The 17,544-nt window shown below is 29.4% G+C and carries 19 protein-coding genes; 9 read left to right on the forward strand and 10 right to left on the reverse strand.

The window, feature by feature from the left end; all coding sequences use genetic code 11:
* Positions 1-321 precede the first annotated feature (321 nt).
* Positions 322-762 carry an NUDIX hydrolase gene (locus tag C1715_RS15760; protein ID WP_102401327.1) on the forward strand — a complete coding sequence of 147 codons (441 nt, stop codon included), beginning with the start codon at positions 322-324 and terminating at the stop codon, positions 760-762.
* The gene (locus tag C1715_RS15765) at positions 759-977 is read left to right on the forward strand and encodes a (2Fe-2S)-binding protein (protein WP_102401328.1); all 219 of its coding nucleotides are present in this window, start codon (positions 759-761) and stop codon (positions 975-977) included. The genes C1715_RS15760 and C1715_RS15765 overlap by 4 nt, the downstream gene beginning before the upstream one ends.
* A 270-nt stretch (positions 978-1,247) precedes the next feature.
* Here C1715_RS15765 and C1715_RS15770 read toward each other — a convergent pair whose 3' ends face one another.
* Positions 1,248-2,957: a peptide ABC transporter substrate-binding protein gene (locus C1715_RS15770; RefSeq protein ID WP_102401329.1), complete on the reverse strand. Its 1,710-nt coding sequence runs from the start codon at positions 2,955-2,957 to the stop codon at positions 1,248-1,250.
* 338 nt (positions 2,958-3,295) lie between these two features.
* Between C1715_RS15770 and C1715_RS15775 the strand changes: the two genes are divergently transcribed.
* The 6 genes from C1715_RS15775 to C1715_RS15800 all read left to right on the forward strand — a co-directional run bounded on the left by C1715_RS15775 (position 3,296) and on the right by C1715_RS15800 (position 7,770).
* Positions 3,296-3,706 (forward strand): SHOCT-like domain-containing protein, encoded by a 411-nt coding sequence (locus C1715_RS15775; protein WP_102401330.1) that lies wholly within the window; start codon positions 3,296-3,298, stop codon positions 3,704-3,706.
* A 524-nt stretch (positions 3,707-4,230) separates the two neighbouring features.
* Positions 4,231-4,536, forward strand: coding sequence for a hypothetical protein (locus C1715_RS15780; protein WP_102401331.1), 306 nt, complete (start codon positions 4,231-4,233; stop codon positions 4,534-4,536).
* Between the two features lie 16 nt (positions 4,537-4,552).
* Positions 4,553-5,107, forward strand: coding sequence for a hemerythrin domain-containing protein (locus C1715_RS15785; protein WP_102401332.1), 555 nt, complete (start codon positions 4,553-4,555; stop codon positions 5,105-5,107).
* 372 nt (positions 5,108-5,479) lie between these two features.
* On the forward strand, positions 5,480-6,559 hold the full coding sequence (locus C1715_RS15790; protein WP_242971977.1) for an FAD:protein FMN transferase: 1,080 nt from the start codon (positions 5,480-5,482) through the stop codon (positions 6,557-6,559).
* A 23-nt stretch (positions 6,560-6,582) separates the two neighbouring features.
* Entirely contained in the window at positions 6,583-6,966 is a 384-nt protein-coding gene (locus tag C1715_RS15795; RefSeq protein ID WP_102401333.1) for a NusG domain II-containing protein, read from the forward strand.
* Between the two features lie 276 nt (positions 6,967-7,242).
* On the forward strand, positions 7,243-7,770 hold the full coding sequence (locus C1715_RS15800) for a Gx transporter family protein (protein ID WP_102401334.1): 528 nt from the start codon (positions 7,243-7,245) through the stop codon (positions 7,768-7,770).
* Between the two features lie 344 nt (positions 7,771-8,114).
* On the opposite strand, the gene C1715_RS15805 is transcribed toward C1715_RS15800, so the two are convergent.
* The 6 genes from C1715_RS15805 to rsxC all read right to left on the reverse strand — a co-directional run bounded on the left by C1715_RS15805 (position 8,115) and on the right by rsxC (position 13,171).
* Positions 8,115-8,948, reverse strand: coding sequence for an RnfABCDGE type electron transport complex subunit B (locus tag C1715_RS15805; RefSeq protein WP_102401335.1), 834 nt, complete (start codon positions 8,946-8,948; stop codon positions 8,115-8,117).
* A gap of 16 nt (positions 8,949-8,964) precedes the next feature.
* Complete coding sequence (gene rsxA / locus C1715_RS15810; RefSeq protein ID WP_102401336.1) at positions 8,965-9,543, reverse strand: electron transport complex subunit RsxA; 579 nt, start codon at positions 9,541-9,543, stop codon at positions 8,965-8,967.
* 112 nt (positions 9,544-9,655) lie between these two features.
* Complete coding sequence (rsxE, locus tag C1715_RS15815; RefSeq protein ID WP_102401337.1) at positions 9,656-10,321, reverse strand: electron transport complex subunit RsxE; 666 nt, start codon at positions 10,319-10,321, stop codon at positions 9,656-9,658.
* Positions 10,321-10,896: an RnfABCDGE type electron transport complex subunit G gene (locus C1715_RS15820; protein ID WP_102401338.1), complete on the reverse strand. Its 576-nt coding sequence runs from the start codon at positions 10,894-10,896 to the stop codon at positions 10,321-10,323. The genes rsxE and C1715_RS15820 overlap by 1 nt, the downstream gene beginning before the upstream one ends.
* Complete coding sequence (locus C1715_RS15825; protein ID WP_102401339.1) at positions 10,897-11,832, reverse strand: RnfABCDGE type electron transport complex subunit D; 936 nt, start codon at positions 11,830-11,832, stop codon at positions 10,897-10,899.
* A gap of 16 nt (positions 11,833-11,848) precedes the next feature.
* On the reverse strand, positions 11,849-13,171 hold the full coding sequence (rsxC, locus tag C1715_RS15830; RefSeq protein WP_102401340.1) for an electron transport complex subunit RsxC: 1,323 nt from the start codon (positions 13,169-13,171) through the stop codon (positions 11,849-11,851).
* Positions 13,172-14,244: 1,073 nt separating this feature from the next.
* Between rsxC and C1715_RS15835 the strand changes: the two genes are divergently transcribed.
* A complete protein-coding gene (locus C1715_RS15835) occupies positions 14,245-14,769 on the forward strand; it encodes a hypothetical protein (RefSeq protein WP_102401341.1) in 525 nt (174 codons plus the stop codon).
* A gap of 484 nt (positions 14,770-15,253) precedes the next feature.
* Here the strand turns inward: C1715_RS15835 and C1715_RS15840 are convergent, their stop codons facing one another.
* From C1715_RS15840 to C1715_RS15850, 3 genes are all read right to left on the reverse strand, one after another.
* Positions 15,254-15,727: a hypothetical protein gene (locus tag C1715_RS15840; RefSeq protein ID WP_102401342.1), complete on the reverse strand. Its 474-nt coding sequence runs from the start codon at positions 15,725-15,727 to the stop codon at positions 15,254-15,256.
* Between the two features lie 201 nt (positions 15,728-15,928).
* Positions 15,929-16,132, reverse strand: a complete 204-nt coding sequence (locus C1715_RS15845) for a cold-shock protein (RefSeq protein ID WP_102401343.1) — start codon at positions 16,130-16,132, stop codon at positions 15,929-15,931.
* Between the two features lie 401 nt (positions 16,133-16,533).
* A complete protein-coding gene (locus tag C1715_RS15850; RefSeq protein ID WP_102401344.1) occupies positions 16,534-17,394 on the reverse strand; it encodes an FMN-binding protein in 861 nt (286 codons plus the stop codon).
* Positions 17,395-17,544: the final 150 nt, after the last annotated feature.

The following is a 17,544-nucleotide window of genomic DNA, read 5'->3' on the forward strand; positions in this document are numbered from 1 at the left end:
AATTAGCAAGATGTTGTAACTTGTAAAAATAGTATTAGATGATTATCCCACAAAAAGTATTACATTACTTGAATTACGAAATTTCTTAAATTAAATTTATTATTCCAAGCTCTTCTGCAAGTCATGGAGGAGAAATTTTATAATTCCAGCACATTGTACCTTTTTGTGGTTTAATCAGTATATTAAATATAAAAAATATTCACATTAGTGAATATAAATTGCAGTATTGGTGGATTAAATGATAATATATTCATATAGGAACTTTAATATAATTTAGCGTAAATGGGAAGTGACTTATAAGTACATGTGTGGAGGTGGCTTATGTTAAAAATAAATTTTTATCAATTGGGAAAAATAGATAATGATAAACTTCTATATGCTGTAATAGTTGCAAGATATAATGGACAGTGGATATTTGTTAAACATAAAGAAAGGGATACTTGGGAAATTCCAGGAGGGCACAGAGAAATTAGTGAAAATATAAATGATACTGCCGCTAGAGAGCTATTTGAGGAAACTGGAGCAAAAAAATTTATATTAACACCCATTTGCATTTACTCAGTGGAGAAGGGGAATATAGAATCCCATGGTCAATTATTTTATGCAGAAGTACAATCACTAGATAATTTACCAGATTATGAAATAGAACAAATAAGATTTTTTAAGGAAATGCCTAAAAATTTAACTTATCCATTGATTCAGCCACATTTATTCCAAAAGGTATTAAGTGTATTAAAAGAATATAAGGAGAATAGAAAATGAGTGAAAACAGTATAAATCCACAAATTCTAGATAAACTTACAAAGGTTTGTTTATGTAAGGCTATATCTAGGGCAACTATTAAAAAAGCCATAGAAAACGGAGCCAAAACTGTAGAAGAAGTTAAGAAAGCAACAGGTGCTACCACAGGGGGTTGTGGAGGGAAAAGATGTACACCTAAAATTCAACAACTTATAGATGAATATAAGAATAAATAAAAATATAATAATAAATAGAAAGTCGCTATCTTAAATAATAATAAGATAGCGACTTATTATTAAAATAATTTTTAACTAGTATGATTATCTCACAAAAAGCATTATATTACTTGAATTATAAAATTTCTTAAATTAAATTTATTGTTCCGAGCTATTATGCAAGTGATGTAGGAAAAATTTTATAATTCCACAGCATTGTACCTTTCGTGATTTAATCACTAGTATACGTTTTTATGAGAAGTGATTGTAAAATAATTATTTTAAAGATTATTATTTACCTCTACCATCAGTATAAGTATATTTAAGTTCATAACCACTACCAAATAGAGGAGTCATTATATTTTTAACGTATTTATATCTATAGGTATTCTTTCTAGAGTAGGTTGTAGGAGCTATAACTGCATCATCGACTAAAAGAATTTTTTCAGCTTCCTTGTAAGCTTCTACTCTTTCCTTCTCATCAACAGAACTCATAGCTTTCTTTAAAAGCTCATCGTATTGTTTATTTGACCATCCAGTTGGAACTATTCCAGCACCAGTCATCCACATATCATAGAAAGTATTAGGATCGTTATAATCTCCAATCCAAGCCATACCAGCTACTTGATAATCCATTTCATCTGTTCTCTTTTGAAGTATTTCAAATGTCATGTATTCAGCTTTTATATTAACACCTAATGCCTTTTTATACATTTCCTGTTCATATTCTGCTGCTTTTTTAGTCTCAGCATCTGTATTACCATGTAAAATTGTAACTGTTACTTTACTTGGATCTGGGTCCATTCCTAATTCTTTTAATCCTTTTATTAAAAGTTCCTTAGGATCTTTATTATCTTCGATCATCTTTTTAATTGGCTCTTCTCCAACAGTTTCTCTAAAGTCTTTTCCATTTAATTGAACTGATGGTGGACACCAGCCATATGCAGGAGCGTTTACTCCGTAAGTTATAACATTGGCGTAATCATCTCTAGTGTATGCAATAGAAAATGCTTTTCTTACATTTGCATTGCTGAATAACTTATCCTTTTGGTTAAAGAATAAATATCCAGTAGATGGTCTATATCCTTTTATATTATCCATTTTATCCTTCTTTTGCTCAAATTTCTTTATCCATTCAGGTTTAGTAACTCCACCAGAATCTAATGTGCCGTTTAATAGTGAACCGTAAGCTGCATTAGCCTCTTTTATTATTTTAAAGTTAACTTTTTCAAGTTTAACGTTGTCTTTATCCCAATATTTATCATTTTTTTCAAGTACTATTTCCTGTTGGTGTTTCCAATCTTTAAGTACAAATGGTCCACAATATACCTCTAATGTACTTGCTTCTGTACCATACTTTTCACCATGTTTAGATACTACATCTTCTCTTTGAGGAAGGAATAATTTAAAGTAGGTCAAATCAAGAAAATAAGGACATGGTTGTTTTAATGTGAATTCCAAAGTTTTATCATCTACAGCTTTTACTCCTACTGCATCCTTAGGACCTTTACCAGCATTATATTCTTCTGCTCCTTTTATTGGCGATAACAAAAATGCATAGTTAGAAGCAGTTTTAGGATCTAATGTTCTTAGTATACTGTACACAAAATCCTTTGCAGTAACCTTTTTACCATCTGACCAATTATAATCTCTTAAGTGGAAAGTCCACACAGTACCTTCTTCATTATGTTCCCACTTTTCTGCTCCGGCAGCTTTTATAACGTCTTTACCATTTTCGTCTTGTTCAACTCTTGTCAAACCTTCATATACTTCTGTAAAAATTTGTGCACCATAATAATCATTGGATCTAGCTACATCTAGTGATTTTGGCTCAATACCTAAATTAAGATTTAAATATTGTTCCTTGTCCATTTTAATTACCTTAGGCGGATCTTTTTTCTTATCATCAGGATTTTTATTATTTTCCCCGCATCCTACTAAAGCTGTAGAAACCATTAAAGTTGCACCAAGAACAAGTGATAATAACTTTTTACTCTTCAATTTATAACCTCCCCTTTAAAATATAGAATTAGAAATTTATAGTAAAAGCAATACATTACTATACATATAAAATTTATTTTGTAAGTATTATTAAAAGGATATTTAAAAATGTATATGTTTAGTATTGCTTGATAATATATTATATTAACCAGTATATGTTAATAGTACAAAAAAGTGTTACAAGTTATTTACAAATATAGACAATAAAATATTGATATTTCCCAATTTTATAATAGTATTATGGTTATTAAAGAAATATAATACATATAAAATAATATATAGTATTAATTTAATTCATGTGAAAATTAGTAAAAGACTATTATATGGAGGAAATTTATATGAATGATGAGGTGGAAAAAGTTTTAAAAATGGTTGATGAGGGCAAAATATCTTATGATGAGGGAGCAAAATTAATAGCTTCTGCAAAAAAAACAAAAAAAGAAGAAGTAAGTATATGGAATTTTCATGATAATTCAGTTGGCAGAAGGTTTTCTGGAGAAAAGATGCTTAAGATTAATATTTTATCTGCTAAGGGAGATAAAATTAATGTAATACTTCCTATAAAGGTGGTTAAAATTATATTGAAATCAAAAAGTAAAATTAATAAATTAAATATGCAAAACTCAAAAGAAATAGATTCTGAAGCTATAAAAGAAACTATTATATCAGCAATAAAAAAAGGTACCGTAGGAAAGATAATTGATGTAAAAAGCGCAGAAGGAGATATTCTTGAAATAATAATAGAATGATTAACCCACAAAAAACATTATATTACTTGAATTATGAAATTTCTCTGGAATGACTTGCATAAGAAGCGAAGGAACTGTTTAAATTTAATTTTAGAAATTCTTCTTTTAGACAGATAAAATTATCGTAAGCCTGGCAAGGACGCCAGGCTAGCGAACCTGAGGCAGGACGCTGAATGTGAGCGTTAGATAATTTTATATGGATAAAAGATTAGAATTTCTTAAATTAAATTTATTGTTCCTAGCTCTTATGAAAGGCATGGAGGAGAAATTTCATAATTCCACCACATTGTACCTTATTGTGGGTTAATCATAGAATAGTTAAATTAGGCACATTGAAATAAATAACAAGTCAGTATGCTAGTCTATTTTGCGTCATACTGCGTCAGCAGAACCCACCGATAGTTCTACTAGCGGCGGAACCTGCTTCCTTATCTGACAGAAAATATACCAGTATCTTTGACTTGTTATTTATTTTCATGTACCTTATTAATACATTTATAGAGTAATTTTATGGAGGATGCTATATGAAAGTTCATATAATAAATAATGATGGTAAAGAAAACGTAATAAATATACCTTTATGGATTTTAGGTATTGGTAATGGCAAATGGATTAATAAAATTATAAATAACAGTAATTCGCACAATAAAAATATAGGAGAAAAATGTTCGGAAAATAATTTGGAGGGAGCTTTAGAAAAACTAGAATTTATTCAGGACATGGATAAAAAACAACTAAAGAAATGTATAAGTGTTTTAAGTGAATATAAGGGATTGAAAGTGATAGAAATTAAAAGTAGCCATGGAACTTACGTTAAAGTAGTTATTTAAAAAGGAGGAATAAGTTATGGACGCAATAGAACTTATGGTGTATGAACATAAGAATATTAAAAGAATGCTTAAAGTAATAAGAAAATATTGTTTAAGAATTTTAAAGGATGAAAAGGTAGACTATAGTGATTTCTATAGAATCATAGATTTTGTAAGAAATTATGCAGATAAACATCACCATGGGAAAGAGGAAAAACTTCTTTTTAATAAGATGGTAGATGAAATAGGATCTACTGCTGAGAAATTAGTTAAACATGGTATGTTGGTAGAACATGATTTAGGAAGACTTTATATTATGAATTTAGAAGAGGCAGTAAAAAAGGTTCAAGAGGGTAATGAGGAATCAAAATTAGACATAATTGCTAATGCTATAGGATATGTAGATTTGCTTAATAGACATATAAAAAAGGAAGATGATGTAGTATATAAATTTGCAGAAAGAAGCTTAAATAAAGAAACTCTAGTTAAACTACAAGAAGAATGTGCTGCCTTTGAAAAAGAAGCAGATGAAAATAAGATTTCAGAAAAATACATTGCTTTAATTGATGAGTTGGAGAGAAAAATAAGCTAGCTAACGGTAATCCAAATATGGTAATTAGGGTTTGAGTTTATTGTGTTGGATAAAAAATGAGTCAAGTAATGAGTAGGGAAAATAGAATATAAACTAAGATAAAATAATGCTTACCACTTTTTAAATATGGAGGTAGGCATTATTTTTTTATTATAAAATTAATAAAAAAATACAATAATAATCTACGAAAAACATGTCAAGTATGCTAATATAAAAGTGTATTTAAAGCAAAGAAATTTATTAAAATTGTCATTTAAAGAAGTTTTATTCATAAAAAAGTAATTATATAGGATAATGTAAATGTAAGCAAATATAAATTAATGTAACAATTCTGATTTGCATATAGACATATAGAATAGGAGAAATTTGACTATGAAAAAAGCAAACTTATTAAAAAAATATATAAAAAGAATTAAACTTTCCCTAATAATATGTATTTTATTAGTTATGAGTATCACCATGTTTGGATGTGAAATGAATAAAAAAATAGGAGGAATAGAAAAAGAAAGTAGTAAGCAAACTTATGCTATGGGAACTATAGTAAGTTTTAAAGTATATGGGGAAAAGTCACAGGAAAACATAGAAGAAGCCATAAAATTATTAGGAAACATAGAAGATAAAATGTCTGTAAATAAGGAAAATAGCGAAGTAAATAAATTAAATTCTTCAGCAGGTAATAAATCAGAAAAAGTAAGTAAGGAAACTTATTATGTTATAAAAAAGGCTATGGAGTACAGCAAGCTTTCGGAGGGAGCATTTGATATTACAGTAGAGCCGCTAGTTAAACTATGGGGCATAGGAACTGATAAGGCAAGGATACCTTCAGAGGAAGAAATTCAAAAAGCTAAAGAGTTTATAAACTATAAAAATATAGAAGTTAATGAAAATGGACAAATTTATTTAAAAAAACAAGGAATGAAAATAGACCTAGGTGGTATAGCAAAAGGCTATGGTGCAGATGAAATAAAATCCATGCTTATAAAAAATGGAGTGAAAAGTGCTTTTATAAATATAGGAGGAAATGTAAATCTCTTGGGAAGTAAAACTGATGGTAGCCTATGGAAAATAGGTGTGCAAAATCCATTAAAAGATAAAGGAGAATATTTAGGTATTTTAACTGTAGCTGATAAATCTATAGTAACCTCAGGAAATTATGAGAGATACTTTGAGAAGAATGGCAAAAGATATCACCATATTTTTGATGTAAGTACAGGATATCCAGCAAAAAAAGGGCTTATAAGTACTACCATAGTTTCAGATAAATCCATTGATGGAGATGCCCTATCTACAACCACTTATGTATTAGGACTAGAAAAGGCTATAAAGCTTGTAGAAAGCCAAAAGGGCGTGGATGCAATATTTGTTACTAAAGATAAAAAGGTTTATGTTACTTCGGGATTAAAGGATAGCTTTAAACTTACGGATGAAGAATTTAAATATATGAATCAATAACCAGTAGGCAATGGAGGAACGGTATGAAAAAAGGAGATAAAATTGTATTAGTTACTATAATGATACTAATCATATGTAGTGTAGCCGGAATTTTAGGCTATAGATATTTTAATAAAAATAGTAAAATAGTAGCTACAATAAAGCAGGATGGTAAAATAATTAAAACTATAGATTTAAGTAAGGTTAGTAAAGCAGAGGAAATAAGAATGTCTAGTGAAAGTGATCATTATAATATAATAAAAGTGGAAAAGGGTAGGATTAGATTTATAGATGCAGATTGCCCAGATAAGATATGTATAAAAGCAGGATGGCTTAAAAAGCCTGGAGATAGTGCTGCTTGCCTTCCACATAAAATTATAATAACAATACAGGGAAAAAATCTTGAGGTTGATGATGTAGCTTATTAATTAGGAGATAAGTAATAAGTAAGAGGTAATAAGTAAGAGGTAAGGATAAAACTCAAGGAGTTTTTTATAATTAATTTGTAAGTAACAGGTAATAATTAATAGTTGTGCTGAAAATTCAGCTTTGCTGAATTTTTTCAATAGCTTTTACCTCTTACTTCTTATTTCTTACTTAATCTGTAATTTGAAATTTTAAATTAAAAGGTTTATTTATTTAAGATAAAGCTTAAGATCTATGTGCGAAAGATGAGTTATTAAATTAGAGATGGATGTGTTGTCATGAGGGAAGTTAATAATTTTAAAAAAAGCTTAAATAAAAGGGTATTTTTAAGTTTAATGGTAGCAGTGGCCCTTGGAATATATGTAATAGAGGCTCAAATTCCTGTGATTTTTCCAGGAATAAAATTAGGACTTTCCAATGTGGTTTCATTAATAGTGCTCATAGCCTTTGGGGGCAAAGAAGCCCTTTTAGTAATGTTTTTAAGAACTTTACTTGGAACTATGTTTACGGGAACTTTATCCTCATTCTTATTTAGCATCATAGGAGGATTGCTTAGCAATATAGTTTCTATAATAATGTATAAAAAATTTAGTAAATATTTTAGCATAGAAATAATAAGCATAGTAGCAGCAGTATTTCATAATTTAGGACAACTTTTAGTAGCAGCATTTATAGTACAGGATTTTAGAATATATGTATACTTTCCAGTTTTGATGGTATCTGCTTTGATTACAGGATATTTTACAGGTTTGGTGGCTAAATATTTTAGCAAACATGTTGAAAAGATGAAATTAGGTAAGAGGTAAGAGGTAATAAGTAATAAGTAAGAGGTAAGGGGGATTTTCCTTCACTGGGTTATGGAAAATCTTTAATTGAATATCAGTAATTGGATAGTAAGAAAAGCTATAACTGTTTCATTAAACGAAGTAGTTATAGCTTTTCTTTTTAAGAGCTCTTACTTTTTACCTTTTCACTCTTACTTTTACTATCTGGTTTCTTGTTACTTATTCATAAATTAATTATAAAAAACTCTTTGAGTTTTATCCTTAACTCTTAACTATTACTTCTTACTTTTTACCTCTTACCTATTCTATCCTACAAATTTTATATTTCATATCTTATTTTTAATTTTCTATTCTCACAGGACATTCTAAACAGCTTCTTCCTTGTCAAGAATAAGCTTTCCATCGTGAGCTTTAAGTACCTTAGTAGGGCACTTTTCTACACATTGCATGCATAGAGTACATTTATTGCTGTCTACTACAGGAAGATTGTTTTCTAAAACTATAGCACTGCTAGTACAGTTTCTAGCACATAGACCACAGCTTATACATCCAGTATTACATACTTCTTTTACTTCTTTTAGTTTATCTTTTGAGTTACAAGAAACTCTTATTATTTCAGAAACAGGCTTAATTTCAATGACATGTCTAGGGCAGATATTTACACAAGCACCGCAGGCAGTACATTTCTTTTCGTCTACCACTGCAATACCGTTTTGAATACTAAGAGCGCCAAATTGACAAACCTTAACGCAACTGCCTAGACCAAGGCAACCAAAACTGCAAGCTTTAGCACCGCCACCAGGAAGTACAGATGCCTCTAGACAGTCCATATTCCCATAGTAAGTACCTTTCATCTTTGCACTTTCACAGCTGCCTACACATTTAACAAAGGCCTTAGTAGGTTCAGCAGCTTCAACTGTAATGCCCATTATATCTCCAATTTTTTCAGCTGCGGCAACACCACCTACAGAACAACAATTTGGTTTAGCAGCACCATCAACCACTGCTTGTGCATATGCATCGCAACCTGCATATCCACAACCACCACAGTTAGCACCAGGTAGACAATCTTTTATTAAAGGTACTCTCTCATCTACTGGTACATGAAACTTTTTAGAAGCATAGCCTAAAACTACACCAAACAAAAGACCTAACCCACCTAAACTAAGGGCGGGAAATAATAAACCATTTACATCCATTTATTTGCACCTCCCATTAATGAATTAATCCTTGGAATCCTAAAAAGGCTATGGACATAAGTCCAGCTGTAATCAATGAAATAGGAAGTCCTTTCATAGCCTCAGGCATATTTTTGTTTCCGTCCATTCTCTCTCTTATACCTGCAAGAAGCACAATAGCTAGCATATATCCAAGACCAGAGCCTAGTCCAGCTACTACAGAACCAAGTAAAGTATATTTTTCATTCATATTGATTATAACTGCACCTAAAATAGCACAGTTTGTAGTTATAAGAGGTAAGAAAATACCAAGAGCCTTATAAAGGGAAGGACTTTTCTTTTTAATAACCATTTCCACAAACTGAACTAAAGAAGCTATAACCAGTATAAAGGCAATAGTGTACATATAAGGAATATTTAAAGGTATTAGAATAAAATTGTACACTATATATGAAATAAATGATGCTAAAACCATAACGAATGTAACAGCAAGTCCCATACCAGCTGCAGTTTCTATTTTTTTAGAAACCCCAAGGAAAGAACAAATTCCAAGGAATTTAGATAGAACAAAGTTATTAACTAAAAGGGAACTAAAAAATATTAAAAATAAATTCATAGAGTTACCACCTCTCTTATGATCTAGACGATTTTTGTTCAATCATTATAAAAAATGGCTATGAAGTTGATGTTTAAAACAAATGCCATTTATTTAGTTATAAAGATTTTTACTAATGTTTTACAGAGCAGTGAGCACAGTTTCCGTCACAGCCTTTAAATTCAGTAATTCTTTTATTTTCCTTTGCTTTTCTTGCATTGAATACATTTATAAGTGCCATTAAAATTCCAAGAGTGAAGAAAGCACCAGGAGCCAATATCATTATGATGGCAGGCTGAAATGAAGACGGCATAAGCTGATATTCAAATATCTTTCCAGTACCTAAAAGCTCTCTTATAATACCAATTATAGTAAGAGAAAGAGTAAATCCAAGACCTTGTCCAAGACCATCAAAAATAGAAATTATAGGACCGTTTTTAGAAGCAAACGCTTCTGCTCTTCCAAGAATAACACAGTTAACAACTATAAGAGGAATAAAAATTCCAAGTGATTTATATAAATCAGGCACATAACCTTGCATTAAAAATTGAAGTAAAGTAACAAAACCCGCAATGACAACTATAAATGAAGGAATACGAATTTTGTCTGGAATAAATTTTCTTAAAAGGGATATAACAAAATTTGATCCCATAAGCACTACAGTGGCAGCAATCCCCATACCAAAACCATTTTTAGCACTGGTGGTTACAGCTAGAGTAGGACACATAGCTAAAACTTGTACAAATATAGCATTTTCAGTTAGGATACCATTTTTCAATCTTTCTAAAGGGTTTGCCATTAGTTATTCCCTCCTTTTAAATTATTTTTATAGAAGTTAATAGCTTCATTAACTCCTTTAGTTACAGCTTTTGAAGTTATAGTAGCTCCAGTTATAGCTTGTATTTCATTGCCTTTAGCTGAAGAAGCTTTAGTAACCTGCAAATCTTTTTCTATAGATTTTCCTTTATATTGACCATAAAATTCAGGTTTTTCAGAATTAGCACCTAATCCAGGAGTTTCAGATTGAGATAAAATCTTAATTCCCTGAACCTTTCCATCAGTTGAAATTCCCACCATTAATTCTATATTTCCGCCATAGCCCTTAGTGTTAAGCTTCATGGCATAACCAATAGTTTTACCGCTTTTTAAAGCTTCATTAACTTCCACAATGTTTTCAGTTAATTTGATATCTTTCTTTTTAAATGTATCACTATCAGATAATAACTCTTGCATAGCTTCTTTATTTGTTTTCTCAGCTTGAATTGCAATAGGTTCTTTTGTAATGGTATAAGCACAGCCAAGTATCAATCCAGCAAAGGCAGTTATTACTAATAGAAGAAATCCTAATTTAAGAGAACTTTCTTTTTTATTCATTTAATTCACCTTCCCGAACTTTGTTGGAATTACATATTTATCTATAAGAGGAACAAATAAGTTCATTATAAGTATTGAATAAGAAACACCTTCAGGATAAGCACCACTGAATATACGAATAACTGATGTTAAGACACCACATCCTATAGCAAAGATAATTTGTCCTTTTCTAGTCATTGGACATGTTGTATAATCTGTAGCCATAAATATAGCACCTAGCATAAGTCCACCGGCAAATATTTCATAAATACCATTTCCAGTCATAAATCCATTTCTACCTATGATAGTAGTTAAAATAAATACTGTTCCTATATAAAACACAGGTATATGATAGGAAATAACTCTTCTATATAGAAGATAAGCAAAACCTATAAGTAAAGCTAAAGCAGAAGTTTCACCAATACATCCTCCCACATGACCTACAAATAGGTTCATAAGTGATGGAAGATTACCCTCAGCACCTTTTAAAATAGCTAAAGGAGTAGCAGATGTAGCTCCGTCTATTGTCCAAGTAGTCATAGCTGATGGCCAAGAGGATAGTAAAAATGCTCTACCAGCTAAGGCAGGATTAACTATATTCTCTCCAATGCCTCCAAAGAATTGTTTTACTACAATAATTGCAAAGGCACTGCCTACAGCTACCATCCAAAGTGGAATAGATACAGGTACATTAAATGCAATTAAAATACCAGTTACTACTGCACTTAAATCATTTATAGTAATTTGTCTTTTGGTTAATTTTTGCCAAAGCCACTCAGAAAAAACTGCAGAAACTACAGCAGTTATCATTACTAAAGCTGCTCTAAATTTAAAAAAGTATATTCCAGCTAAAGCTGCAGGAATTAAAGCTATTATCACATCTCTCATTATGCCATTAACAGTTTCATTAGATCTAATATGTGGAGATGAAGATAAAGTTAACATTGATTCATTCATATATGTCACCTCTTATCTATTTTTTTCTTTTGTTAGCAATAACAGTACGTTTGCCAACTCTTAAGGATTGAACTAAGTGATTTTTAGCTGGACATACAAAAGTACAGCATCCACATTCTATACAATCCAATCCATTTAATTTTTCAAATTCATCAAATTCATGTCTTTCACATAGAGAATGAAGTTTTCCAGGCATTAGATTCATAGGGCAGGCTTCTATACATTTACCACATCTAATGCAGCTAGTAGGTTCTGGCATAAAGCCTTCTTTTTTTGTAAGGCATAAAACTCCAGAAGTACCTTTCATAACAGGTACATCTAAAGATGACAAGGTCATTCCCATCATAGGACCACCAGAGATAACCTTTACAGGGTCTTCTTTAAATCCACCACAGAATTCTATTAATTCTCTTATGGAAGTACCTAGCTTAACTCTAAGATTTTTAGGTTCTTTAACAGCTCCACCTGTGACAGTAACAATTCTTTCAGTTAAAGGAAAACCTAAAACCACTGATTTATAAATTTGATAAACAGTACCTACATTTTGAACCACACATCCTACATCAGCAGGAAGCTTTCCAGAAGGCACTTCACGATTAGTTATAGAATAAATAAGCTGTTTTTCAGCACCTTGTGGGTATTTAGTTTTCAGAGCTTTAACCTCTATATTAGAATAGTTTTTACATAACTTTTCCATGAGTTTAATAGCATCTGGTTTGTTATGCTCAATACCTATATATCCTTTAGCTTTAGGAAACATTTGTAGAATAATATTTAGACCTTCTAATATTTTATCTCCCTGTTCCAGCATCAATCTGTGATCACAGGTTAAATAGGGTTCACACTCTGCAGCATTGACAATTATAGAGTCTATATTTTTGTCTGCTGGAGGATTAAGTTTAACATGAGTAGGGAAAGCAGCACCACCCATACCAACTATTCCAGCATCTTTAATTATGTCTAGTAATTGTTCTTTAGATAGTTTAGTGTAGTCTCTTTTTTCTTCATTAGTAGAAAAAGCTTCATATTGGTGGTCATTTTCCACTATTATGGAAGTAACCTTAGTACCGCCAGTGGTAAGCATAGGTGCAATGTTTTTAACTGTACCAGATACACTACTATATATAGTAGATAATCCAAAGCCATTAGCCTGTCCTATTTTTTGTCCAACTAAAACTCTGTCTCCTTTTTTAACTAAAGGTTCGCAAGGAGCACCTATATGTTGTGACATAGGGAAAACTAAATCCCCTTTTGGAAGATAATCTTCTATAGGTTTATTTTCACTAAGATGTTTACCGTGGGGTGGATATATACCACGTTTAAAAGTTAACAAGTTCATAACCATATACTTCCTTTCTTACTGGATTATAGTAAAAGAAACTAGCTGTTAAAAAAATAAGTTTATTTACAAAATATATAATACAGCTTCAAATATATAATAATACAGTATAAAACAAAGAAAAAAATATTTCTACAATATTATTAAAAAAATGAATGAATTTTAAAAAAATGTATCATTTACACGAGATAAAACAACTAATATTTTACATTATAAAGTTAAAAAAGAAATAAAGTAAAAATAAGTAAGCTAATTGCAACCTAGTATGATACATTTAAAAATAAGGGTAAATGAGTGAGATACTGTTAATTACTTTAATAATAAAATAACAAGCATATAAGATTTAGCTGTAAATTTAACTTGAATTGAACATGTAACAAATTATATTAAGTAGGATATTACTCATTGATTTTATAGTTATTAGTCACGGAATTAATAAAATATTATTCATTTATTTAATGATTTTATAAAATATTTTTTGATGGATAAATAAAAAGTACTTGTATTAATTTAAATATGTATAGTAAAAAAAAGTATTATAAAGAAAAATGTTATATAACTGATATATATAATCATAAAAACTGTTATAATAATAACAGATTATGAAAATCATTTTTTAGACTTATATGTAAAAGTATTGAAAAAATAAGCCCAGTTAATATATAATAGAGTTAGAAATGCAATATTCTTAGGTGTATTTTATATTTAAATACAATAGTAATTATGTAAATGTTAATTTAGAGGAAAAACACTATTTTTGTATGAGAAATAATAAATATTAATTGCTATAATTTTATCAATTGACAGTTAAATTTATGACATAAATATATATATATTTTATTTGAGATAGTTGAGAAATATGTAGTATATGTGCAGATTTTAAAAGTTAATTAAAAAAGTTAATTAAAAAATTAGAATGAAATCTTAAATAAAGCATATTTAAAATTATAAAATTGTTAACCATTATACTAAATGATTATATCAAATATTTATAATATTTTAAATATATAAATATGTTTGAATAAAGTATATATAATTTCTATGTATATATTTAAAGTTAGGAGGTGGCATTTTTGAAAAATTTATTAGAGGATTCCATATGGTTTATAAGTATTATTATAGTTATTTTAGTAGTTGGTATGTTCGTGGGTTTTAAACCAGTTTTTATAATTTCAATAATTTATAAAAGTATTCAGGGTATTTTGTATTTATTAAGTGCTAGATTTTATGAAACATATATAAAAATATTTAGAAAAGAAAAATATATAGAATACTATAGTAGTGATGCTGAATTACAAAAATCAAAACGGAAAGGAGAGGGATGGAGTAGTATTATTCAGGCAACAGTATTTTTAGCCTATGTTTTTAGTTTTTCAAGTGAAAAAAAATATTTTTATAGGGAAGGCATTGTTGCCATTGTGGGAGGGATTATAGCACTTTTAAATTCATTATTAGGTGTATTTTTATATAAAAAATTTAAAAATCATAAGCAATATGAGATTTCTACAGCAATACTAATTGGTATCTTTGTATTAACTTTATGGATTATATATTCTATGGTATACGGAAATAATACTATGAAAGATTTAATGCGTTAAAATAATATTACTACTATTATATAGTTATAAAATTTATTGATAAGTTGATTCCACCACAGGAAGGTACAATATGGTGGAATTATGAAATTTCTCCTCCATGACTTGCATAAGAGCTCGGAACAATAAATTTAATTTAAGAAATTCTAATCTTTTAGCCATATAAAATTATCTAACGCTCACATTCGGCGTCCTACTTCAGATTCGCTAGCCTGGCGTCCTTGCCAGGCTTACGATAATTTTATCTGTCTAAAAGAAGAATTTCTAAAATTAAATTTAAATAGTTCCTTTGCTTCTTATACAAGTCATTACAGAGAAATTTCATAATTCAAGTAATTTAATACTTTTTGTGTCATAATTATTAAGTTATAAAAATATATTTTAATTACTGAGCAAAAGCTGTAGTGTAGAATAAGATTAATAATTTAAAAATGCTATTATGAAAATACAGAAAAGTATTTTCATAATAGCATTTTTTAATAACTTCTTAGTAAGAACTCATTTGTTTTAAAACTTCCATATACCTCTTAGAAACATCCGGACAAACAGACAATAAACTATCTACAACATAGTCAATATTACTGTCATCAATTTTTTTGCCACTAGCTCCATTTTCAAAGATTTTGTTTTCAGTGGTTAGAGAATTGTATATAGTATTTACAATGGGAGATTGCATCACTTTATCGCCTTCTAAACATTGATTTGTAAAGTATAATTCGTCCTCTTCAACTATAAATTCAGCGTATGCATATTCTTTTTCACATTCAGATGAGGGACAAGGATATTTTGTGTGTTCCACATGTTTAAGGTCTAGTATATTACTTTCTTCTTTACGAGTTAAAACACATCTTAATTCAAGCTCTAGAAGTCTAGCTTTTATATGCTCAGAAAAATTTTGTCCTAATTCTGAAATGAAACGCTTAGTAGATATGGTTTTTTTCATATTATAATTTTTTCTCAAAATCATCTACCTCCTGTATATTTTTTAATAGCTATCACAAAATCCCAATGATGCTATTATCTATAAGCTTTAATTTAAAAAATAGAAAATTTATATCCAATATTCTTAGTCATATAAAAAACCACCTTAAAAAAAGGTGGAAGAATATCGCTATATAAAATAAGCTAAAAATTCATAAATTATTAAGTTATCAAATTATAATTATAGTCTTGTAACATTAGATGCTTGAGGGCCTTTAGCTCCTTGCTCTATTTCAAATTCTACTTTATCGCCTTCTTCAAGACTTTTTCTTCCTGATTGTCCTTGGATAGAAGTGTAGTGAACAAAAACGTCATCTTCACCTTCAACTTGTATAAATCCAAAGCCTTTTTCAGAATTAAACCATTTAACTGTTCCTGTTTTCATTAAAATCCTCCTAAATTAAAACACATTGATTTTTATATTATATATAAAGAGTGTTTAAGTATCTATTACTAGTATACCACAATAACGGGAAAATAACCAAAAAAGTTTTAAAATTATTATTTTAATATATATATTAGAAATAAGCAACAGAAAATTGTAAAAAAAATATTAATACATGGCATAAATTTCAAGACATTATATATTAGTGTGCTAGAGGGCTAGTTTGCCAGATAATAGTGGTCTAGAGTGCTAGAGGGCTAGTGTGTTAGAGAAGGAGGATTTTCCTTCGCGGTGCTACGGAAAATCTTTAATTATAATTATAATACAGTTGGCAGAAAAGCGAAGCTTTTCTGCCAACTAGGCAACTAGCCAACTGAAAATTATGACAAAGTTATAATTTTCTACTTTCCGGCTTTTGAAAGGGCATCATTTACTGCTTCTACAATTCCTCTAGAAGTTCTTGTGGCACCGGATACTAAATCCACTTCTGTAGATTGTTCAGTTACAATTTCATCAGGTATTGTTTCAAAAGGTACTCTAGAAAATCTAGGAGTTTCGTTATCACTGACAATGTCTATTTTAGATATTTTACCATTTTCTATAGTAACCTCTACCACAAGTTCAGGCCTGTATCCTTTGCCTACACCTTGATAGACTCCATCCGTATATTCTTTTTTTGTTTCAATATTGCTATTACTTGGGATATTATTATTATAAGTATTGCTATCCTTTGAATCATTCGAAGCATTTGAATTGGTAGAGGAATTTTTAAAGTCTTGCTCATCATGTGAATCTAAGGTATTGTCTTTATGTGAAGATTTCTCTGAAACATTGATCATATTGTCCTTATGAAAACTCTCTTTACTAGAGTCAAATAGAATTCCTTTAACTGATAATATGTGTAGCACTAAAGTAATTAGGAAGCCTAGGGTTAATACTCTATGAAAAACAATCCAACCTTTTAGTTTTTTTCGTAAAGCCCAATTTATTCCTAGTAAAATAGAAAATATCCAGCAGATAGTTCCCAAATTTAAGCTGAGTACAGGCTCAGACGAATATATTCCGTGAATTAAACCAGTTATTACTACTAATACACCAATAATTATGTGGTGTTTTCTCAAGAACCTATTGAGTTTAATTAAAAATTGGTTTCTATTATTGAAAAAATTTTTATTGGCAACTCTCAGTATATATATTATTGAAGCTAAAATTCCAAGAATTGTACAGATTTTTGCCATACCTATATTTAAAAATAATTCCATAAAATTTTCCTCCTTATTTAGATATTATAATTTTACTATGCAATTTTACTATGTAACATTATAAAGTACTATTGTGACAGTAACTCTACAGAGATGTAAAATAATTGTGAAATATTACTTGAAAATATACACAGTATAGTATAAAGAAAT

The organism is Haloimpatiens massiliensis, assembly GCF_900184255.1.
Classification (GTDB): domain Bacteria; phylum Bacillota; class Clostridia; order Clostridiales; family Clostridiaceae; genus Haloimpatiens; species Haloimpatiens massiliensis.